Annotated in this window: 24 protein-coding genes and 1 pseudogene; 11 read left to right on the forward strand and 14 right to left on the reverse strand. The window is 63.8% G+C overall.

The window, feature by feature from the left end; all coding sequences use genetic code 11:
• Positions 1-296: pseudogene (locus AB7F49_RS24345) on the reverse strand (polysaccharide deacetylase family protein); the annotation flags it as partial.
• Positions 297-341: 45 nt separating this feature from the next.
• The gene (locus tag AB7F49_RS24350; RefSeq protein WP_428527187.1) at positions 342-1,298 is read right to left on the reverse strand and encodes a D-2-hydroxyacid dehydrogenase family protein; all 957 of its coding nucleotides are present in this window, start codon (positions 1,296-1,298) and stop codon (positions 342-344) included.
• 186 nt (positions 1,299-1,484) lie between these two features.
• On the opposite strand from AB7F49_RS24350, the gene AB7F49_RS24355 reads away from it, so the two are divergent.
• Positions 1,485-3,245, forward strand: coding sequence for a caspase family protein (locus tag AB7F49_RS24355; RefSeq protein WP_428527189.1), 1,761 nt, complete (start codon positions 1,485-1,487; stop codon positions 3,243-3,245).
• A 90-nt stretch (positions 3,246-3,335) separates the two neighbouring features.
• Here AB7F49_RS24355 and AB7F49_RS24360 read toward each other — a convergent pair whose 3' ends face one another.
• Positions 3,336-3,917 carry a hypothetical protein gene (locus tag AB7F49_RS24360; protein ID WP_428527191.1) on the reverse strand — a complete coding sequence of 194 codons (582 nt, stop codon included), beginning with the start codon at positions 3,915-3,917 and terminating at the stop codon, positions 3,336-3,338.
• Positions 3,918-4,128: 211 nt separating this feature from the next.
• Here AB7F49_RS24360 and AB7F49_RS24365 point away from each other — a divergent pair, with 211 nt between their 5' ends.
• The 7 genes from AB7F49_RS24365 (at position 4,129) to AB7F49_RS24395 (ending at position 7,998) form a co-directional block, all read left to right on the forward strand.
• Positions 4,129-4,719 carry a hypothetical protein gene (locus tag AB7F49_RS24365; RefSeq protein ID WP_428527193.1) on the forward strand — a complete coding sequence of 197 codons (591 nt, stop codon included), beginning with the start codon at positions 4,129-4,131 and terminating at the stop codon, positions 4,717-4,719.
• Between the two features lie 139 nt (positions 4,720-4,858).
• Entirely contained in the window at positions 4,859-5,602 is a 744-nt protein-coding gene (locus AB7F49_RS24370) for a phosphatase PAP2 family protein (RefSeq protein ID WP_428527195.1), read from the forward strand.
• 89 nt (positions 5,603-5,691) lie between these two features.
• Positions 5,692-5,913: a hypothetical protein gene (locus AB7F49_RS24375; RefSeq protein WP_428527196.1), complete on the forward strand. Its 222-nt coding sequence runs from the start codon at positions 5,692-5,694 to the stop codon at positions 5,911-5,913.
• Positions 5,892-6,308 carry a hypothetical protein gene (locus AB7F49_RS24380; RefSeq protein WP_428527198.1) on the forward strand — a complete coding sequence of 139 codons (417 nt, stop codon included), beginning with the start codon at positions 5,892-5,894 and terminating at the stop codon, positions 6,306-6,308. The genes AB7F49_RS24375 and AB7F49_RS24380 overlap by 22 nt, the downstream gene beginning before the upstream one ends.
• Before the next feature lie 127 nt (positions 6,309-6,435).
• Entirely contained in the window at positions 6,436-7,104 is a 669-nt protein-coding gene (locus tag AB7F49_RS24385; RefSeq protein ID WP_428527200.1) for an NUDIX hydrolase, read from the forward strand.
• Between the two features lie 208 nt (positions 7,105-7,312).
• Positions 7,313-7,510: a hypothetical protein gene (locus tag AB7F49_RS24390; protein WP_428527202.1), complete on the forward strand. Its 198-nt coding sequence runs from the start codon at positions 7,313-7,315 to the stop codon at positions 7,508-7,510.
• A 188-nt stretch (positions 7,511-7,698) separates the two neighbouring features.
• Positions 7,699-7,998, forward strand: coding sequence for a hypothetical protein (locus AB7F49_RS24395; protein ID WP_428527204.1), 300 nt, complete (start codon positions 7,699-7,701; stop codon positions 7,996-7,998).
• A 78-nt stretch (positions 7,999-8,076) separates the two neighbouring features.
• Here the strand turns inward: AB7F49_RS24395 and AB7F49_RS24400 are convergent, their stop codons facing one another.
• The 4 genes from AB7F49_RS24400 to AB7F49_RS24415 are packed head-to-tail and all read right to left on the reverse strand — an operon-like array spanning position 8,077 to position 10,963.
• Positions 8,077-9,315 (reverse strand): lytic murein transglycosylase, encoded by a 1,239-nt coding sequence (locus AB7F49_RS24400; protein ID WP_428527205.1) that lies wholly within the window; start codon positions 9,313-9,315, stop codon positions 8,077-8,079.
• 24 nt (positions 9,316-9,339) lie between these two features.
• Complete coding sequence (locus AB7F49_RS24405; RefSeq protein ID WP_428527207.1) at positions 9,340-9,954, reverse strand: MOSC domain-containing protein; 615 nt, start codon at positions 9,952-9,954, stop codon at positions 9,340-9,342.
• Positions 9,951-10,733 (reverse strand): trans-aconitate 2-methyltransferase, encoded by a 783-nt coding sequence (gene tam, locus AB7F49_RS24410; RefSeq protein WP_428527209.1) that lies wholly within the window; start codon positions 10,731-10,733, stop codon positions 9,951-9,953. The genes AB7F49_RS24405 and tam overlap by 4 nt, the downstream gene beginning before the upstream one ends.
• Before the next feature lie 8 nt (positions 10,734-10,741).
• Positions 10,742-10,963 (reverse strand): hypothetical protein, encoded by a 222-nt coding sequence (locus AB7F49_RS24415; RefSeq protein WP_428527211.1) that lies wholly within the window; start codon positions 10,961-10,963, stop codon positions 10,742-10,744.
• A 139-nt stretch (positions 10,964-11,102) separates the two neighbouring features.
• On the opposite strand from AB7F49_RS24415, the gene AB7F49_RS24420 reads away from it, so the two are divergent.
• The gene (locus AB7F49_RS24420) at positions 11,103-11,357 is read left to right on the forward strand and encodes a hypothetical protein (protein WP_428527212.1); all 255 of its coding nucleotides are present in this window, start codon (positions 11,103-11,105) and stop codon (positions 11,355-11,357) included.
• A gap of 76 nt (positions 11,358-11,433) precedes the next feature.
• Here AB7F49_RS24420 and ettA read toward each other — a convergent pair whose 3' ends face one another.
• Positions 11,434-13,089 carry an energy-dependent translational throttle protein EttA gene (ettA, locus tag AB7F49_RS24425; RefSeq protein WP_428527214.1) on the reverse strand — a complete coding sequence of 552 codons (1,656 nt, stop codon included), beginning with the start codon at positions 13,087-13,089 and terminating at the stop codon, positions 11,434-11,436.
• A gap of 250 nt (positions 13,090-13,339) precedes the next feature.
• Between ettA and AB7F49_RS24430 the strand changes: the two genes are divergently transcribed.
• Positions 13,340-13,837, forward strand: coding sequence for a hypothetical protein (locus tag AB7F49_RS24430; protein WP_428527216.1), 498 nt, complete (start codon positions 13,340-13,342; stop codon positions 13,835-13,837).
• Between the two features lie 89 nt (positions 13,838-13,926).
• Here the strand turns inward: AB7F49_RS24430 and AB7F49_RS24435 are convergent, their stop codons facing one another.
• The 3 genes from AB7F49_RS24435 to AB7F49_RS24445 form a co-directional block, all read right to left on the reverse strand.
• The gene (locus tag AB7F49_RS24435; protein ID WP_428527218.1) at positions 13,927-14,355 is read right to left on the reverse strand and encodes a cupin domain-containing protein; all 429 of its coding nucleotides are present in this window, start codon (positions 14,353-14,355) and stop codon (positions 13,927-13,929) included.
• A 138-nt stretch (positions 14,356-14,493) separates the two neighbouring features.
• Positions 14,494-15,006: a DsrE family protein gene (locus AB7F49_RS24440; protein ID WP_428527220.1), complete on the reverse strand. Its 513-nt coding sequence runs from the start codon at positions 15,004-15,006 to the stop codon at positions 14,494-14,496.
• 5 nt (positions 15,007-15,011) lie between these two features.
• On the reverse strand, positions 15,012-15,260 hold the full coding sequence (locus tag AB7F49_RS24445; RefSeq protein WP_428527222.1) for a hypothetical protein: 249 nt from the start codon (positions 15,258-15,260) through the stop codon (positions 15,012-15,014).
• 124 nt (positions 15,261-15,384) lie between these two features.
• Between AB7F49_RS24445 and AB7F49_RS24450 the strand changes: the two genes are divergently transcribed.
• Positions 15,385-15,651, forward strand: coding sequence for a DUF2277 domain-containing protein (locus AB7F49_RS24450; protein ID WP_428527224.1), 267 nt, complete (start codon positions 15,385-15,387; stop codon positions 15,649-15,651).
• Between the two features lie 297 nt (positions 15,652-15,948).
• On the opposite strand, the gene AB7F49_RS24455 is transcribed toward AB7F49_RS24450, so the two are convergent.
• From AB7F49_RS24455 to AB7F49_RS24465, 3 genes are read right to left on the reverse strand one after another with little or no spacing between them, the layout of a single operon-like run.
• Positions 15,949-16,566: a class I SAM-dependent methyltransferase gene (locus AB7F49_RS24455; protein WP_428527226.1), complete on the reverse strand. Its 618-nt coding sequence runs from the start codon at positions 16,564-16,566 to the stop codon at positions 15,949-15,951.
• Between the two features lie 57 nt (positions 16,567-16,623).
• Positions 16,624-17,286, reverse strand: a complete 663-nt coding sequence (locus AB7F49_RS24460; protein ID WP_428527228.1) for a peptidoglycan recognition protein family protein — start codon at positions 17,284-17,286, stop codon at positions 16,624-16,626.
• Positions 17,283-17,996: a glutathione S-transferase family protein gene (locus tag AB7F49_RS24465; protein WP_428527230.1), complete on the reverse strand. Its 714-nt coding sequence runs from the start codon at positions 17,994-17,996 to the stop codon at positions 17,283-17,285. Before AB7F49_RS24465 ends, AB7F49_RS24460 begins: the two co-directional genes overlap by 4 nt.
• Positions 17,997-18,384: the final 388 nt, after the last annotated feature.

Raw genomic sequence — 18,384 nt, forward strand, 5'->3', positions numbered from 1 at the left:
GTCTCGCAGACTTTGGCGTTCAACGTCACGGTCGGGGTGGCGCCGACGCGCTCCAGCATCTTGTGCATGCGCCAGAAGCCGACCCGCATGCCGTATTCGTGCCAGCTCCAGTTCGGATGGTCGGGCAAGAGCGGCTGCAATTGCGGCGGGACGATCACCATGCGTGCCATGGCGCGCGAAATGTCCCAGTCCTCCAACGCCAGCACCGGCCAGATCACCAGGCGCACGCCATCCGGGAATTTCAGCCTGGGGCGGGTCTCGATCGGCGAAAACGCGATTCGTTCGCGCGGCTGCATGGCAAATCCTCCAGACGGAACGTGTTTCAGACTGTTGCGGTGAGATCAGCCGATCACCCGGATCGGCCTGCCGTCGAGCCAGGCGCGGATCGCCTCCACCGTGCCGCCATAGAAGATGCGATAGCCGTCACGGGTGACATAGCCCAGATGCGGCGTGAGGACGACATTCGGAAGCTTGCGCAGGACGTGGTCGCGCGGCAACGGCTCGATATCGAACACGTCGAGGCCCGCCCCCGCGATCGACCCGGTCTGCAACGCGGTGACCAACGCGGCCTCATCGATGATCGGACCCCGTGATGTGTTGATGATGCAGGCCGTGGGCTTCATCATCGCGAGGTCGGTCTTGCTGACCAGCCCGCGGGTGCGGTCGGACAATTGCAGGTGGATGGAGATGAAGTCCGATTGCTGGAACAGGTCGGCCTTGGTCGCGTACGCGACCCCATGCTCCTGACACCGCTCGGGCGTCAGGTTTTGACTCCAGGCGACCACCTTCATCCCGAAGGCCTGCGCCACCTTCGCGACCCGCTGGCCGAGATTGCCAAGCCCGATGATCCCGAGCGTGTGGCCGTAGAGATCGGCTCCGAGGGTCGCCTGCCAGGCCTCGCCAGCCTTCATGCGGGCGTTCTCTTCGCTGAGATGTCGCGCAAGGTCGATCATGAGACCGATCGCGAGTTCCGCGGTCGGGTGCCTGGCGCCCTCGGTTCCACAGACCACGATGCCGCGATCCCGGGCCGCGGCGACGTCGATGGAGGCATTCTTCAATCCGGTAGTGACGATCAGCTTCAGGTCGGGCAGGGCCTCGATCAGGCTCCGGGGAAACGGGGTCCGCTCCCGCATCAGGCAGACGATGCCGAAACCCTGCAGCGCGCGCGCGACCGCGGCCTGGTCGCCCAACCGCTCATTGAATACGGTCACATCCACGTCGCCGGTCACGATGGACCAGTCGGCCATCTGGAGGGCCACAGCCTGGTAGTCGTCGAGCACGGCGCAGCGGACAAGCATCGGGATGCCTCGGGATTGGAGCGCGGGGGCAGCAACACATACCGATCCGGGAACAAGGCGCAACCACCTCGATCACGACCGGTTGAACCTTTTGCCAGCCTGCTCAGACCCATCTTGGGTCGATCCTTGGTGACTGGTAAGGTAAGGTTCTGAGCAAACCTGGGCGGGGCTTGCGGAGGCTAGGCGATGAAGCGTCTGACCACGATCCTGTGCGGTCTCTGGGCTGCAATGACGCTATTCGCAGGCCCGGCTCATGCCGAAAAACGCGTCGCGCTCGTCATCGGCAATTCCAACTACCAGAACGCTTCCAAACTCACCAATCCCGTCAATGACGCCAACGCGATGGCGGAACTCTTCCGCAAGTCGGGTTTCGAAGTGGTCGAGGCGAGGGCCGATCTTGGCAATCTTGAATTCAAGCGGGTGGCGCGCGAATTCACCCTGACTGCGCGCGATGCCGACATTGCCGTCATGTATTTCGCCGGCCACGGCATCGAAGTGAACGGGACCAATTATCTCCTGCCCGTGGACGCGAAGCTTGCCACCGATTTCGATGTCGAGGACGAAGCGCTGTCGCTCGACCGGCTGGTGCGGGCGCTGGAACCTGCCAAGCGGCTGCGGCTCATTATTCTCGATGCCTGCCGCGACAATCCTTTCGTGCGCACCATGCAGCGCGGCGTTGTCTCGCGGCAGGTCACGTCGGGTCTGGCCAAGGTCGAGCCTACGACCAGCGACACCCTGGTCGCGTTCGCCGCCAAGGCCGGCTCCACCGCTGAAGACGGCCGTGGCAAGAATTCGCCTTTCACCGAGGCCCTGGTGAAGAACCTCGCGGTGCCGGGCCGCGACATCCGCATCGCGCTTGGCTATGTGCGCGACGAAGTGGTGCGGGCAACCGGCAACAAGCAGGAACCGTTCGTCTATGGCTCGCTCGGTGGCGCCACGGTTGCCCTGGTCGAGGAACGCAAGCGCGAGACCGGCGTCCGGCAGGCTCCCGTGTCCGATCCGCGCCGCGATTACGAATTCGCCGAGCGCGTCGGCACCAAGGAGGCATGGGACTCGTTCCTTTCCGTTCACAAGTCGGGGTTCTATGCCGATCTCGCGCGGTCCCAGCGCGAAAAGGTTGAACGCGCCGAATCTCTGACGATCCCGCAGGTCCCGCCGGCACCGGCGGTGACGTCACAGGCGCAGCCGCAAAGCTTTGCGGCGCTTCCGGCCGCTCCCGATCCGAAGCCCGCCCCCGAAACAAATCCCGCGGCGGCTTCTCCGGCAATTGTTCCAGGTCCTGTTCCAAGTCCTGTTCCAGGTCCGCCCGAATCCGCCAAGCCACCGGCCGGGCCGAAAATCGCGATCTTGCCGCCGCCCGATGCGGCCAAGCCTGAGATCGAAGCGCGCCCCGATCCCAAGGAAATACGTGCACTGACGCGTAGCCTGCAGGTCGAGCTACGGCGTGTCGGGTGCGATCCGGGTCCGATCAACGGCAATTGGTCGCCCAAGTCTCGCGAGGCGCTTGATCAATTCAATCGCCATGCCGGAATGAAACTCGACACGCAGGGCGCGACCGTCAGCGCGCTGGATGCGGTGAAGGAGCAGCGCGGGCGGATCTGTCCGCTGGTCTGCGGTTCCGGTCAGCGGGAAGAGGGCGGCCGCTGCATCGCGATTCCCGCTCCGGCCAAGCCGCAGATCAAGAAGGAGGCGGTGCGGCCGCCAGAGCCAAGCGCGCGGGAAAGAGCCCGAGAGCGCGCGCGGGAGCGGGCGGAGAAAGCACGCGAACGCGCGCGCGAACGAGCCCGAGAAAGGCCGCGCGCGCGGGCACGGGAAGACAATGTCCGCCAGCGTCCGGCAACGAGCCGCGCATCCTGCCCCGCCGGCAGTTCGCCGATGCCGCAAGGCGGTCGCATGTGCTGCGAGATCACGCCGGAGCGCGGTGCGTCCCGGATATTCTGCCCCTAGCGCGCGAAAACCCGGTGATGCGTTCGCATTCCTGCGAACGGCTAACCGCCCCAGACACCGGGACGAGGTCGTCCCGGCGAAACCTCACGGTCAATGCGCCGGCCGCTGCTTCGGGAACGACGCCGCCGCCGAACGCATCGGAACGAAGATGCAGCGCGTGTTCGCGCCCTGGTGCTTGATCCAGTGCTTGTCGACGTTGTCGTAGTCGCAGGCGCAACGGTAGAACTTGCCGTCGGGCGACCAGCCGGTGCGCTTGCGCACCTGTCCTGTTGACTTCACTTCCCACTCGTCGTCGGGGAGGGAACGCAATTCCCGCTCCGACACTTCCCAGCAGCAATCGTTGGTGACGCAACACGTTGCCGGGATCCATGACAGCAGCCATGGATTGGAATGGTAATCCCCGGCAAGCGCGACGCCGGCAACGGCCAGAGCCGAGGCGACCGCGAGCGCCAGAGCCCAGAGGGCGTTCCGGTGGCGCGGCCCGGTAATCCGCGACGCTTCCGGCAGAGACTCTTGCACCGGATCACAAAGCGTCGGTGACTCGTTACAGTTGGTCAACGGGTGTGACATGGCTTTTCTTCTTTGGTTCGGGTTCGAGCCCGGCGTATCGGGGACAAGCAATCTTCGCGCCAAGGCTCGTCGCCAAGGCTCGTCGCCAAGGCTCGTCGCCAAGGCTCGTCGCCAAGGCTGTGGGCCGGGGGATGCACTCCAAGGCTGAGTTCCAAGGCTGCGTCCCAGGCCTGCGCGGCCGGCACAGCCTTGTGGGCGCGCAAATCCGCAAGTCTTGCAGCCGGTCGGCCCCCGATCCTCGGGCGTGGAGGCGGCGGGCATTGCTTGCGACCGGAACGCGAGGCAAACTGGAGGTATTCTGGGGAGCTTTCCAGTGCGTGCGCTTGCGTTGATCGGTGCAGTATCGCTGACTGGCTGCGTAACCACCGCAACGCCGGACGCCGGCGCCTGGAAGATCGAGCGGGGCCATGACCGCATCGTCGACAGGCCGGCGGCCACCGCCCAGCTCACTGCCCCCAGCCGCAACGAACGCCAGCAGCAGCTTCGCTATCCGCAGGTCCAGCTTCAGATCGCCTCGCTGCAACTCGGTTGCTTCGACAATGCCCCGGTTGTCCGGCTCGCGTTCAATCATCGCGTCGGATCGAACCGGACGTCGACGCTCAGCTACCGCTTCGACGACAATCCCGGCCGCGACGTGCCGGCGCGCTTCCTGCAAACCTATGCGACGGTGCTTATCGAAGATCCGGCGGAGGTCGCGCGGTTCGTCGACCAGTTGCGAGTTTCAAACGCGCTCTATGTTCGGATCATGTCGCATATTGCAGGGACCAGCACCGTGGAATTCTCCCTGAAGGGAGCGCCGATGGCGATCGACGCGGCCTACCAGGCGTGTCCGATCGATTCGCGCTCGAAGCCGCGCACGGCTGTCGCGCCGATGATCGGAGCATCGCGTTCCGTCCCAGCCTGATACAAGGTTCGCTTCTGTTCGCAGAGAACGAATCGCGTCCGCGATTCGGACGCGCGACGGAAGTTTAAGAGTGTGTTGCATCATCAGGCTGGAGCTGGCTTTTTCGCTCGGCGCGGTCCTCGTTTTGGCAGCAGGTGAAATGCCGGTCCGAAAGCTATCAGCATTCCAGGCTTACCTGCGGGCGCGGTCGCTGCAGGAACTGATCCCGTTCGCCGCGCTGGCGCTGATCGCCGCGATGCTTGCAATTTTCGGCATGCTTGCGGGGGAAGTGCTCGACGGCGAGACGCACACGTTCGATGAAGCGCTGCTGCGTGCGCTTCGCAACCCCGAAGAGCCCGCTGATCCGCTGGGGCCGGCCTGGCTCGAACACGTCATGCGTGACATCACGAGCCTCGGAAGCTTCACGCTGGTCACGCTCGTCAGTCTGGGCGCCATCGGATATCTCTTGATCGACGGCAAGCGGGCTGCGGCGCTGTTCGTTCTTGTTGCGATTGCGGGTGGCGTCGTCCTGAGCGAGGCGCTGAAACATGTCTTCGCGCGCCCGCGTCCGGAACTGGTCGCGCATCTGGTTGATGTTCAAACGGCCAGCTTCCCCAGCGGGCATGCGACGCTGTCGGCGGTGACCTTCCTGACGCTCGGCGCCTTGCTCGCTCGCGTGCAGAGCCGCTACCGGCAGAAAGTCTATCTGCTCGCAATCGCCATCCTGTTGACCCTCCTGATCGGCACGAGCCGTGTCTATCTCGGCGTGCATTGGCCGACCGATGTGCTGGCCGGCTGGTGCATCGGGGCGGCATGGGCGATCGGCTGCTGGCTGCTGGCAATCTGGCTGCAGCGTCGCGGGCGGATCGAGCGGTCGAACGAGCACGGGAACGGTGCTGGTTAACGCATTGTCAAGCCACCCCGACTAGGATTGCCATCGGAAAAGCGTTGCGTCTGCGCGGCTGCTGGCTGCGCGCGTCCGGGGGTCGCCGCATGCCGGATTTGTCGAGCAATGGCTGCAAGGCCGTCGCACAATGCCGTTCCTGCGGCACCCCGGTTCCGACCGCCGACCCGATATTCGTGAAATTCCAGCGCTGCTATTATTGCGGTCGTCACCATCCGCTGGGCGGCAAGTGGACCCTGACGACGGTGCCGGTCATCCTCGCTGCGATGGTTGGCCTGCTGGCAATCTGGTGGACGCAGATGCCGCTGTAAAACGGCGGTGGCGCGCCAGCCGCCGGATCGCGGTTCAAATTATTGTCGCATGCGGAATTTCCAAAGTGGTAGAACGCGGCGGGCGCCTGCTGGCGTCTGCAACTTCTTTGGAGCATCCCATGAAAATCGCTGCCTTCCTGGTGGCCGCATTCGCGGCCGCGGCCTTTGCGCATGCCGCATCGGCGCAGTCGATGTCCGCCGACGACATGAAGTGGATCAACCAGTGCATCTCCGACAACAAGGCCGAGAAGGGCGCGACGCCTGCCATCGTCCGCGCGTACTGCATCTGCATGAACGAAAAGATGGATGACAACGAAACCCGCTCGATCACCCAATGGGAAAAGGCGAATCCCAAGGCCCGGGTCGCTTGCGAGAAGGAGGCGGGCTGGAAATAAGATCGGCCCTTGCGCCGGAGCCTCGACAGCCACCGGCGCCGCGATGCGTGCGGCGTCGACCCGCATTTCGTGATCGAGTCGGGATATAGTGTCGTGTGATCGTCAAGATTCGGCACCACGATATGCCATGAAGAAGAAAAAGAGCAAAACGGGCCGCCAGCCGATCGAGGCAGCTGGCGGCATCGTCATGCGGGGTCGGGTGCGGCCGCTTTTTGCTGTCGTGCAGTTGCGCCGACAGAGGACCTGGGTGTTGCCCAAGGGAAAGCTCAACCGCGATGAAAGTGCGCTGGCCGCGGCCAGGCGCGAGGCGATCGAGGAGACCGGCCACGATGTATCGGTCCATGAGTTTCTCGGTTCCGTCGGCTACAAGTCGGGCGGCAGGCCGAAAATCGTCAGGTTCTGGCGTATGCAGGCGAGCAGCCGGCCGGTCGCGAAGCTGATGCGCGACGTCCGCGCGGTGCGCTGGCTTCCGCTGGCCCAGGCCACCGCCATGCTGACGCATGACCGCGAGCGGGTGTTCCTGGAAAAGGTCGGGCCGCACGCGATGCGCCAGGCGCTGTCGAAGCGCAATGCGCGCAAGATCGTGACGTCCCGCCGCAAGAAGGCGGCTCCGTCCGGCAAGCGCATGGCAACAGGCGCCGCGGAGCAGCCCAAGCGTCTCGTCACCCCGCACGCATGCAAGCGCAGGACGCAGCCGCCGGCCCGTCAGTTGCCGCGGGCAACGGTCCACGGTGAGAACACCCGGCACAGGCCCCGGGAGATCGTACGAAAACTGTGGACATGGCTGCGGCAGTAGCTGCTGGCTCGTTCACGAGTGGTTCAAAGGGGCGCGTCACACTGATCCATGGCTTGACTCGCGGTCGCCATGCCGGAAAGGTCATTGCATGAGACGATCCGTATCAGGTTGTGTAAGCGCCCTGGCCTTGGTCGTGGCGCTAGTGGCTGGATCACCCGCGGCGGAGGCCGGGGACCGACGGGCGTTTGCCGCGGGCGTGATCGGCGGAATGTCCGCCAACGCCATTCTCGGCGGATATCCCTATTATCCGTCCTATCCCGGTTACGGATATGGATATTACCCGGGTTATCCGGCTCCGGCCTATTATTCTGCCCCACTCGGACCGCCGCCCGGCTGCGTCATTCGACGACAGCGGCTTTGGGACGGGTACCGCTGGCGCTGGCGCACGCTGCGCATCTGTCACTAGCCGGTGTCACTGACAGGTGAATATTTCCGATTTGCTAACCCTGTCAGAGAACCGGGGCGTCGCCGGGCAATCAAAATTGCGACAAATTGAGATGGAATTCTACGGCTGCGTAAGCATTTGCCGGTAATTTTCGCCCGCGGGTTGCGAATCGCGCTGGTTTCCCAGCCGGCCCCTACAGGAGAACATGCATGAGGAAGCTATTCATCGCGCTCGTCGCTGCCGTGACGATCGCGGGTTCGGTTATGGCGGTGCCCGGCGAGGCTGAGGCCCGCTGGCGCGGCGGCGCTGTTGCCGCCGGCGTGATTGGCGGCCTGGCTGCCGGCGCGATCATCGCAGGTGCGGCTGCGCCTTATTACTACGCCCCGCCGCCGCCCCCGCCGGTGTATTATGCTCCGGCGCCGGTCTATTACGGACCGGCCTGCCGCTGGGTGAAACAGCGCTGGTGGGACGGCTACGGCTGGCGCGTTCGCCGCGTCCAGGTTTGCTGATCCGGAGCCTGATGATTCATCAGGATTGACTCGGAAGAGCCCGTCGGAGCTATGCCCGCCGGGCTCTTTGCTTTCTGACTACCGGGCTTCGGACGACCGGCGGGCAGACATGCGCTCCGCCAGTCCACGGGACGGCCAGCAATCGAGCGTTACGCCGTTGGCCTTCTGCCAGGCGCCGAGCGCGGCACGCGTCTTCATTCCGGCCTTGCCGTCGATCTTGTCACGATAGAAACCGGCTTCGGTCAGATGTCGCTGGATGGTCTCGATCTGGTCCGAGCGGGCCTGCTCGATCCTGCCCCACGGTGTCTCGAAGCTGCGCTCGCCGGCGATCCGGTCGGACAGATTGCCGACGAACAGGGCGTAAAGATCGGCGAAGTTGTACGCCTTGAAGACGTAGAAATTGTTCAGCGTGAGGAAGGCGGGGCCTTTCAGTCCCGCGGGCAGGAAGAGCGAGGCCTCTTCGGCCAATTCATCGGCGGACGGCTGTTGCGTCAGCGGCACGTAGCCACGTTCGATCCATTGCGCCACGGTCAATCTGGTGTCGGGCTCGGCGATCGAGCAATCGACCTGTGCTGGGGGCTTCACCTCAAAGCCCCAGCGCTTGCCCTTGTCCCAGCCCTTGGCGAGAAGCTGGCTCGCGGCCGAGGCGAGCGCGTCGGGGACCGAGTTCCAGATGTCGCGGTGGCCATCGCCGTCGAAGTCCACACCGAACTTGTAGAAATCGGTCGGCAGGAATTGGGTGTGGCCCATCGCGCCGGCCCAGGAGGCCTTCATGCCGGGGCGGGAGACGTGCTGTTCGTCCAGAATTTTCAGTGCCAGCAGAAACTCGCCGCGGAACATCTCCTTGCGGCGGCCAAGCCAGGCCTGCGTTGCCAGCACCTCGATGGCATTGTGCGGCAGCCTGAACTTTCCAAAATTGGTCTCGCGCCCCCAGATCGCCAGGATCACCGACGGCGGCACGCCGAATTTCTGTTCGATGGCTGCCAGCGTGGCACGGTGTTCCGCCGCAAGCCTGCGGCCTTGTCCGGCCAGCCGTGCCAGCGATGTTTCCGACAGATATTGTGCCGGCGTTCGCTCGAATTCGGGCTGGCCTTTCGGGGCGGCCTTCGGCTTTCCGGGGATCACCAGGTCGGGGAGCGACAGGTTGGGTCTGAGCCCGCGCGTGGCCTCGTCGAAGGTCGCACGCGACACCCCGACCGCTTCCGCTTCCGGCCACAGCGACTGGATGAAGGTCCGGAACTCGGCCTCGCTCTGCGCCTGCGCATTGGTCAGCGCCGCAATCGTGATGCAGCATGCAAGGATGGCGGTCCGGATCATTCGCGACTCATGGCCTGGTGACGATCAGCCAGACTGCCACAAGGTTTGCGGCGGGACCTTGACCGTAATCGCTTCACCGGCGCGAATGGTCCCGGCCCGTTCGACCGTGGCGACCACGCCGCGCAAACCTTTCGCCTTTGCCGGGAAGGCCAGATCGAGCCCGCCCGGCGCTGAATCCGGCGACAGATGCCGGGCGATGGCCTTGCCGGCGATCCTGCAGGGCGCGTTCGGCGCCTCGACCACAAGGGTCGCCTCCGCGAACACGATCCGGGTGCCGGCGGGCAGCAGCGTGAGATGCGGAATTCCCGACGTCACGATATTGGCGCCGATCCATTCCGGCGCGACGGTCGCAACCTGCATGGCGGCCGAGATCGCCGACAGCTCCTCCCGGGATATCACGGTGATCTGACGGCCCGAACGCATTTCCATGCCGCGTCCATACCAGGGCTCGCGCGGCCCGGCCTTGCGGGTGAAACCGTAATGCCGCGTACCTGGAATGCCCTGAAGGTCGAGCGCGATCTCCGCGACGGCCTGTGTTTCCGGATAAGGCTCGGCTTCGACGAACAGGGCCTCGCAGACACCCTTTGTCACTTGCGCCGGTAGCGACCGCAGAGCCGCGGCGGAAATCTCGAGACTCATATCCGATCCTGTCGGGACGCCACGATGAACAGACGCGGAAACCGCAGCAGCACCTTGCCGTCGTACCTTGCCGGGTAGGCCGTCGCGATCCGGGCCGTGTAGGCCTGCAGAAATGCCTCTCGTTGCTGCGGCGTCAACGGATCGATAAACGGCCGCAACGCCGTGCCCTTGAACCATTCGGTGACGGCCTCGGGACCGGCCAGCGCATGCTGGTAATGGGTGTGCCAGATGTCGAGCCGTGCGCAGAGCGGCCTGAGCGCGTCGTAATAGTCGCCGGGCGAGGGCAGGTCTTCGCGCTCGAATGCGGTGGGCGCAATCAGCGCCGCAAATTGCGGTTCGTTCGCCACTTCGCGCATCCAGACATGGGAGGGCTCGTTGGTGTTGTCGGGCATCTGCACCGCGATTACGCCACCGGACTTCATTCCCGACAGCAGCCGCTTCAGCAGTGTCAGGTGGTCGGGCACCCACTGCAAGGTGGCGTTGGAGTAGAGAAGGTCGGCGTCGCCCGGTGCTGCCCAATGCGCAAGATCGGCGTGCACGAAATCGCATCGCGGCAGCCGTTCGCGCGCCTGCCGCAGCATGTCGGACGAGGAGTCGACGCCGATGACCTCGGCGTTCGGAAAACGGGCGGCGAGAAGTTCGGTCGAATTGCCGGGGCCGCAGCCGAGATCATAGACCTTGTGCGCGACGGCGAGCGGAACCTGCGCCAGAAGATCGCGCGCCGGCCGCGTGCGCTCGTCCTCGAATTTCAGATATTGGGATGCGCTCCAGTCGGCCATCGGCGGAGCTAGGCGTCCATCAGATTCAGGCGGCTTTCTACGCGCTCGATGCGATCGGAAAGCCTGTCGACGCGGACCGAGACCTCTGCCACGCGCACACTCAGTTGCGCAGTTTCTGTCTCCAAAGAGCCTATGCGTGCCTTCATTACGCGAATATCCGCGTGCGTTTCATCGACCGCTGTGCGGATGTGGCGAAGGTGCTCCAGCACGAGGTTGTCGGTTTCGCTCATCCAAGAAGGCTAGCACAGTTCAATTCCGGCGTGAATCCTCGCATCTGTCCGGTGCGGGACGGTGGATCGATGTCGAAATCCCGACGACAAATCGTTGGAACTATGCTCTATAGGTCATAGGCAGTATCGGGGGGTGCATATGAAGAAAGCCGCAATCGCCGCAGCCGTCATCGCTGGACTGGCGCTTTCCGCTAAACCGGCTTCCGCGCAATTCTGCATGGCGGGCATTATCGTCGCCGCATTCTATGCGAACGCGACGGAGAACCGCGAACTCAGCGCGAAGGAAGCCTCGACCTGCGGGCTTTTCTACGGCGCCGACCGCGACAAGGCCGTTAGGGGCAAGCCGGTGGCAAAGAAACCGGCGCCGAAGACCGCCGCCCGCAGGCCGCAATAGCACCGGACCGTATGCCAGACCGCATTGCGCCCGGCCGCGCGAGCGACCCGGGCCGGCCAGCGCGGCGTGCGAAACGCTAGCGCGTGAATTTCTTGTATTTCAGCCGGTGCGGCACGATCGAATCGGTGCCCAGCCGGCGCATCTTGTCGGCCTCGTAATCCTGGAAATTGCCCTCGAACCATTCGACATGACTGTCGCCCTCGAAGGCCAGCATGTGGGTCGCGATGCGGTCGAGGAACCACCGATCATGGCTGATGATCACGGCGCAGCCGGCGAAATCCTCCAGCGCTTCTTCCAGAGCGCGAAGCGTATCGACGTCGAGATCGTTGGTCGGTTCGTCGAGCAGCAGCACGTTCGCTCCCGACTTCAGCATCTTGGCGAGATGCACGCGGTTGCGCTCGCCGCCTGACAGCGCGCCGACCTTCTTCTGCTGGTCGGCGCCCTTGAAGTTGAAGGCCGAGACATAGGCGCGCGAGTTCACTTCCTTCTTGCCGAGCAGGATCTGATCGAGCCCGCCGGAGACTTCCTCCCACACGCTTTTCGATCCGTCGAGCGCATCGCGCGACTGGTCGACATAGCCGAGATGCACCGACTCGCCGATCTTGATGGTGCCCTTGTCGGGCTGTTCCTGTCCGGTAATCATGCGGAACAGCGTGGTCTTGCCGGCGCCGTTCGGACCGATCACGCCGACGATGCCGCCGGGCGGCAGCTTGAAGGTGAGATTGTCGATCAGCAGGTTGTCGCCGAACGCCTTGGTGAGGCCGTCGAATTCAATGACATTCTGCCCGAGCCGCTCGGCCACCGGGATGACGATCTGCGCGGTGGTGGTCTGCCTCTCGCCGGCCTTCTTCAGCAGGTCCTCATAGCGCTGGTAGCGCGCCTTGGATTTGGCCTGCCGCGCCTTGGGCGAGGCCGCGATCCACTCCTGCTCGGCGGCAAGCGTCCGCTGGCGCGCGGCTTCCTCGCGGCCTTCCTGTTCCAGCCGCTTCTGCTTCTGCGACAGCCATGAGGTGTAGTTACCCTGATAGGGAATGCCCTTGCCGCGATCGAGCTCGAGAATCCAGCCCGTCACATTGTCGAGGAAATAGCGGTCGTGGGTGACGATCAGGATCGCGCCCGGATAGTTGCGCAAATGGCCCTCGAGCCACGCCACCGACTCGGCGTCGAGATGGTTGGTCGGTTCGTCGAGCAGCAGCAATTCCGGTGCGTCGAGCAGCAGCTTGCACAGCGCCACCCGGCGCTTTTCGCCGCCGGACAGGTTCGACACATCGGCATCGTCGGGAGGGCAGCGCAGCGCGTCCATCGCCTGGTCGACCTTGGAATCGAGATCCCACAGGCCCTTGGCCTCGATCTCGTCCTGCAGCGCCGTCATCTCGTCCGCGGTCTCGTCGGAATAGTTCATCGCGAGTTCGTTGTAGCGGTCGAGCACCGCCTTCTGGGCCGCGACGCCTTCCATCACGTTCTCGCGGACGCTCTTGTCGGGATCGAGCTGCGGTTCCTGCGGGAGGTAGCCGACGCGGGCGCCCTCGGCGACCCAGGCCTCGCCGTTATAGTCGGTGTCGATGCCGGCCATGATCCGCAGCAGCGTCGACTTGCCCGAGCCGTTGACGCCGAGCACGCCGATCTTCGCGTCCGGATAGAATTGCAGGTGGATGTTCTCCAGCACCTTGCGGTTGCCGGGATAGACCTTGGTCAGGCCCTGCATGAAATAGACGAATTGCCGGCCGTTCATTGCGCTTCTCTTCGAGCCCTTCAGGCAAATCCGCATCGGCTGCGGGAGGCCGCGCCGGGCGTGCGGGATATGGTGGAAATGCGGGGCTTAAGTAGCGGCGGGGAGGGGAAAGGGCAAGGCGCGCCTTCCCAGCGGCGCCCCCTGCCGCCCTTTCCACTATTCGCTACGCTCATGGGGGGAGGGGCAAGAGGGCATTTGACGATGCAACCCGCCGGACCAAGGATGGCCCCGCCGGATTCCGGAGGGTTTGATGACATTCGGTCTGTCGATTGAGGCCTTTACGGTGCTGCATGTGGTGATCAGCATGCTCGCCATCTTCGCCGGCTTCATTGTAGTCGGTGGTCTGTTCGCGAGCGCCCCGCTGCCGGGCTGGACCGCATTCTTTCTGTTGATGACGGTTCTGACGTCGCTGACCGGCTTTCTGTTCCCGTTCAGGACGGTCACGCCGGCCATCGTCGTCGGGGTCATTGCATCGCTGATCCTGATCATGGCGCTCGTCGCGCTTTATAAGCACCGGCTCGCCGGCCGCTGGCGGGCGGTCTATGTGGCGGGCGCGATTGCGTCCCTCTACCTCAATGTTTTCGTCTTCATCGCCCAGAGTTTTCAGAAGGTGAGCTTCGTCCATCCGTATGCGCCGACGGGTGCGGAACCACCATTTGCGATCACGCAAGGAGTGACGCTGGCGGCCTTCATTGTTCTGGGCGTGGTGGCGGTGAGGCGCTTCCATCCGAACCGGCTCGCGATGTAGCCGGTCCGGGGTCCCCGGTGCAGTGCGGCGCGAAGTGCCGCGCTGCTGCGCCGCGTCCGGGACACGAGAGGACAGCGCGCCGCGCCGCGCTACTGCCCTTCGCGATTGGGGCTTCCGAGGACATGCGACTTCGGCGGCAGCATCACGTCGTCGAAGGTTTGCGTGAACATCGGCGCAGCGAAGAAGGCGACCGCGCGCAAGGTCTTCTTGCCGGTATTTGCCAGATCGTGCCGCACCGGTGTCGGCAGCACGAAGACGCTGCCCGGCTCGACCTTGTGGATGGTGCCGTCTTCCATATGCAATTCGCCGGTGCCGTCGATGATGTATTGCGTTTCCTCGGTCGCGTCGGTGTGCCAGCCGAGACGCCCGCCCGGTTCGATCTCGTAGACGATGGTCGATGACTGGGTGGCGCCGTGCCCGCCGCACGCCGCGAAGGCGCCGGCCCATTTCACCGAGGGATTGTTTTCTCCCCACACCTTGGTCCGGGGCAGCGTATTGGATGCGACGACAACGTCCATGGCTTTTCGTTCCCGTGTTGGTCAGAGGGCAGACCAGCCTGCGGTTTCGGTCGTGTCGTTTCCGTCAGCGCGGATGCTAAAGTCAGACGCAAAGTCTTGTTGAATTGCAGTGTCGCGGGATGCGGCGGTTGCCCCGGCCTACGGCTGAATCTGCACGAAGCCATCCTGCACGAGCTGGATGATGCGGAAATTCGCACCGCTGTTCACCGCGATTCCGGGCAAGAAATCGGCGTTCACCCACTTGTTGTCACGCGCGGTCTGGCCACAGACCTCGAACTGCACCCCGCCTTTCTGCAATACGGCGATCTGCCTTGCATACGGGTTGCCGGATTTCGTCCTGCGCACGCGGTTATACGCATCGTCGTTCAGCGACCAAAAGCCTGCCGCTCCGTGGAAAATCCCGATCACCTGCCAGTCGGTTTTGTCGGCGGAGAATTGCTCCTGCATGATCCGCGCATAGAGAAGGCCGAACGGCTCCTTCCCGGCATAGGCGAGATGATCGAGATTGAGGACGACCCTGGCGGTTTTCAGCCGCACATCGATGTCGAACTTCAGTTCGGAGCCCGCCTGCTGCGCCGGGGCCGACCCGCAGAGCGCGATGAGCCAAAGTGCACAGAAAATGCTGCGCACCCGATAGAAGCGGTCTTGCATTTTGCTCAGGCCTTGCTGTCTTCCACGTCGGTCTCCGGCCGGTCACTGCCGGAAGCCGTCTCGGTATGCCAGACGCCCCGTTCGTCCTCCCATTCGATGACCTCGGTGGAGCCGGGTGTGCGCTGCTCACGCGCGGCGCGCTTGGCGGCGGCAAGCGCCGCCTCATGGGTCGGGAATGGCTCGGAGAAGACCTCGCCGACCTTGTAGGCGAAGCCGCCATCATGCTGGACGATGCGATAGGTGACGTGGGTCATGGGATGCCTTGCGAACGCGATTGTGGCCAAGTCTTGCAATCCGTTTCGCCGGGCGCAAGCGGAACCCACATGATGCGCTATCTTCCATGATGCGCTATTTTCGGATGCGGAGGAGGAACCTGCGATGTGCCGCAACATCAAGACGCTGTTCAATTTCGAGCCGCCGGCGACCGAGGACGAAATCCGTGCTTCCGCGCTGCAATTTGTGCGCAAGCTTTCGGGTTTCAACGCCCCGTCGCAGGCCAATGCCGCTGCCTTCAACGCGGCGGTCGAGGAGGTCGCGGAGGCGGCGCGCAAGCTGCTGACCTCGCTGCATACCCATGCGCCCGCCCGCGACCGCGAGGTCGAGGCCGAGAAGGCGCGCGAGCGCTCAAGGCAGCGGTTCGGCTAGATCGTCACCTTGGAACCGGGAAAGCCCCAGCGCCGATGGGTCAGGCCTGATGCGGCGCGGATAGCGGTCAACCGCTGACGTCGCTGCTCTAAGCTTTCGTTAGCCATGCCTGCTTGAAGCCATCGGACCGGATGGCGTCGAGAGCGAATTGAGTTGCCTCGCTACTCGAATCCGTTTGTCGAAATCACGCCCCCGATTCGTTCTTCGCGAACAGACGCGAACCTTGTCTCATTCCGGGACGAGTTTGCCGGGCTGCACCGGTGGGCCTCACGTCTTCGCCCGCGATCGTGCCCTGGGCTACGGCTTGCGCGCGGTGAGGTTGATCGTAGCCGACATGCCGGCGTGGCCCGCTCCCTCGCGCATTTCGCGCTCCTCTTCAACGATCCGCAGATCGTCGAAGTCGCCGAAAGCCTGTTCGAGCATGTCGCGGGTATAGAGATGTTCGATTTGTTTCGGGCCGCCCGTACCGTATTCAAGCTGCTTTGGCGCGTAGCCTTCGATGATGAGCAAGCCGCCCGGTTTCAGCGCGCGGCGCATGCCCGCCCATTTCAGCGGCCGCTCGGCCGGCGTCGAGAACTGGGTGAAGATTTCGGCGACCACGTCGAAGGCGGCTTCCGGATACGCCCAGCCATGGGCATCGCCCTGGATGAGGGTGATGGGCACGCCGCGCTCGGCTGCCAGCGCGGCAGCCTTCTTCTGCGCGGATGGCGAGAAATCCATCGAGGTGACGTCGAGCCCCTGCTGCGCGAGCCACACCCCGTTTCGCCCCTCGCCATCGGCGACCGCAAGCGCAGTGCCTGCCTTCGGCAACAACGGCTTGCAGCGGACGAGGAAGTCGTTTGGCGCGGTCCCGAATTCATAATCGGGCTTGGCGAACCGGCTCTCCCAGCGGACGTATTCGGGGGAATCGATCATTGCGTCCTTCCAGATGAGGTGCTTGCGGGAAGATATGGCGGCGCCGCCCGCGAGGAGCTATTTCGATTGAAGTGCGGCGGCGGTCTTGCGGCGCAATTCCGGCAGGTATTTTTCGAGGTTCGCGCCCGGGCATTGGGTACTCACGGTTTTTGTTGTGCCAACGCGGAAATTCTGCCGGTGTCCGGTAATCTGGTCAGCGCTCAAGCCATGCTTCGATGCAAGCCATGCAACGATCGCGTCGAGAGATGCGAGCTGCTTGGCATTGGTCGGGTCCTTGTCGAAATTTCCTTCGAGTACCACCAAAAGCTGGCCCGACATGTCGTAGTAGGTGCCGGAATCGCCCTGATATTGCGGGTCACGCGCCGCCGCGATCTGGCCGTCGATATCGATGTAATAATGATAGGCGAAGTCGCCCCATTTGCCTTGCACCTTGATCATGTCCTTACGGAACAGGTGCGGATTTTTCTGATGGCCGAACTGGATATCCTGAAGCTTCTGTTTGGTGGTCTTGTGCTTCCATGCCGCCTGCGGCGTCGCCGTATTGTGGACCACGATGCCTTTGTAGGGACCGTCGTGCTTCAGCATGTTGGCAATGTTGGCCGGCTTCGCGCCCCAGGCTTCGCGGGTCATCATCGGCGGCTCCTTGATGTCAGCGTGGGCGACTCCGGCAAGAGCCCCGCAGATCAGCGAAAAGAAACCGGCCAGCATTCGATGCTTCACGGATTGCTCCCTGGCAAAGCCATGCCCAGCGTCGCATGGATCGCGCGACAATGGCGCACCAGATTGTCGTGCGCCACCACAAATGTTTTCAACGGCGTGTCGATGTCGTAGAAGAAGATATTGGCGATGAATCCATAGATGCCGGCATCGATGCTGGTCGGCGACTTGCCGTGAATAAAGCCGTCGGGTGGCACAAGCCTTGCGAGCACGCCGAGATCGGCAAGCCCCCGCGCCATCGCGGCATCAGGCTCATACCTGCCGATACCCTGGAAATAATAGCGTTGCTCGTTGAATTCCTTCGCGTTGCGCAGCGCATCCTCGGTCAGTACCGGATGCTCGCGCAGCAACGCGTCGCGGAATGCGGTCCAGTAGCGTTCGTCCTTCCAGCGTGAATACGACATCACCCAGTAGAGGTCGTCGAGCATGCGCGTAACCAGGAGATCGGTGTCGCGCTGCGACTGCGTCAGCGCGCTGTCGAGCGCAACCCCGTACTTGCGCATGGCATGGGCGATGATGGCGTCGCTGTCGCCGATCGCCTCGCCGTCGTCCTCGATATAGGGAAGTTGTGCGCGCGGCGCGGCAGCGGCGTCGAAGATGTGCTCATGCCGGAACGGCACGCCGGCGAGCTTGAGAAAGGCGAAGACCTTCAGGCCATAGGCGTTGTTGTCGGCGACGCCGAACAGGGTCGGGTAGGAATAAAGGGTCAGCATGGGGCGTTTGGCGCAAGGTCGGGAGCGATCCTATCACCATCGACCGCTGCGGCAAACGGCGGGTCAGCCTACCGGCACGACCCGCCCGCACTTGCCCCGTTTGCTACGGACAGAACGACACCGGTGTTTGCTACGGACAGAACCACACCGGTCCGACGACAACGCAGCCGCGAGCCCGCCAATTCCAGGGACGCGCGCCATAGCGGCGCCACCCATGATATCGAGGACCGCGATAGTGACTGCGCCCGCGCCAGTGACGCCGATTGTTCCAATGGCGTCCGCGTTTCCAGTTCCGGTTCTTCCAATGCCGGTTTCTCTTGTTGCGGATCTCAATGGGCTCCAGGCGCGCTTCGGAGATCGACGGCGCCGGTGACGACGCCGGTATCGC

Origin of the sequence: Pseudorhodoplanes sp. (assembly GCF_050250235.1) — a bacterium.
Taxonomy (GTDB): Bacteria; Pseudomonadota; Alphaproteobacteria; order Rhizobiales; family Xanthobacteraceae; genus Pseudorhodoplanes.

What these genes read in the sequence shown, in the direction of transcription:
- AB7F49_RS24350 (WP_428527187.1), bottom strand. Translation starts at nt 1,298, where the DNA reads ATGCTTGTCCGCTGCGCCGTGCTCGACGACTACCAGGCTGTGGCCCTC.
- AB7F49_RS24355 (WP_428527189.1), top strand. Translation starts at nt 1,485, where the DNA reads ATGAAGCGTCTGACCACGATCCTGTGCGGTCTCTGGGCTGCAATGACG.
- AB7F49_RS24370 (WP_428527195.1), top strand. Translation starts at nt 4,859, where the DNA reads ATGCCGGTCCGAAAGCTATCAGCATTCCAGGCTTACCTGCGGGCGCGG.
- AB7F49_RS24375 (WP_428527196.1), top strand. Translation starts at nt 5,692, where the DNA reads ATGCCGGATTTGTCGAGCAATGGCTGCAAGGCCGTCGCACAATGCCGT.
- AB7F49_RS24385 (WP_428527200.1), top strand. Translation starts at nt 6,436, where the DNA reads ATGAAGAAGAAAAAGAGCAAAACGGGCCGCCAGCCGATCGAGGCAGCT.
- AB7F49_RS24390 (WP_428527202.1), top strand. Translation starts at nt 7,313, where the DNA reads ATGTCCGCCAACGCCATTCTCGGCGGATATCCCTATTATCCGTCCTAT.
- AB7F49_RS24395 (WP_428527204.1), top strand. Translation starts at nt 7,699, where the DNA reads ATGAGGAAGCTATTCATCGCGCTCGTCGCTGCCGTGACGATCGCGGGT.
- AB7F49_RS24400 (WP_428527205.1), bottom strand. Translation starts at nt 9,315, where the DNA reads ATGATCCGGACCGCCATCCTTGCATGCTGCATCACGATTGCGGCGCTG.
- AB7F49_RS24405 (WP_428527207.1), bottom strand. Translation starts at nt 9,954, where the DNA reads ATGAGTCTCGAGATTTCCGCCGCGGCTCTGCGGTCGCTACCGGCGCAA.
- tam (WP_428527209.1), bottom strand. Translation starts at nt 10,733, where the DNA reads ATGGCCGACTGGAGCGCATCCCAATATCTGAAATTCGAGGACGAGCGC.
- AB7F49_RS24415 (WP_428527211.1), bottom strand. Translation starts at nt 10,963, where the DNA reads ATGAGCGAAACCGACAACCTCGTGCTGGAGCACCTTCGCCACATCCGC.
- AB7F49_RS24420 (WP_428527212.1), top strand. Translation starts at nt 11,103, where the DNA reads ATGAAGAAAGCCGCAATCGCCGCAGCCGTCATCGCTGGACTGGCGCTT.
- ettA (WP_428527214.1), bottom strand. Translation starts at nt 13,089, where the DNA reads ATGAACGGCCGGCAATTCGTCTATTTCATGCAGGGCCTGACCAAGGTC.
- AB7F49_RS24430 (WP_428527216.1), top strand. Translation starts at nt 13,340, where the DNA reads ATGACATTCGGTCTGTCGATTGAGGCCTTTACGGTGCTGCATGTGGTG.
- AB7F49_RS24435 (WP_428527218.1), bottom strand. Translation starts at nt 14,355, where the DNA reads ATGGACGTTGTCGTCGCATCCAATACGCTGCCCCGGACCAAGGTGTGG.
- AB7F49_RS24440 (WP_428527220.1), bottom strand. Translation starts at nt 15,006, where the DNA reads ATGCAAGACCGCTTCTATCGGGTGCGCAGCATTTTCTGTGCACTTTGG.
- AB7F49_RS24445 (WP_428527222.1), bottom strand. Translation starts at nt 15,260, where the DNA reads ATGACCCACGTCACCTATCGCATCGTCCAGCATGATGGCGGCTTCGCC.
- AB7F49_RS24450 (WP_428527224.1), top strand. Translation starts at nt 15,385, where the DNA reads ATGTGCCGCAACATCAAGACGCTGTTCAATTTCGAGCCGCCGGCGACC.
- AB7F49_RS24455 (WP_428527226.1), bottom strand. Translation starts at nt 16,566, where the DNA reads ATGATCGATTCCCCCGAATACGTCCGCTGGGAGAGCCGGTTCGCCAAG.
- AB7F49_RS24465 (WP_428527230.1), bottom strand. Translation starts at nt 17,996, where the DNA reads ATGCTGACCCTTTATTCCTACCCGACCCTGTTCGGCGTCGCCGACAAC.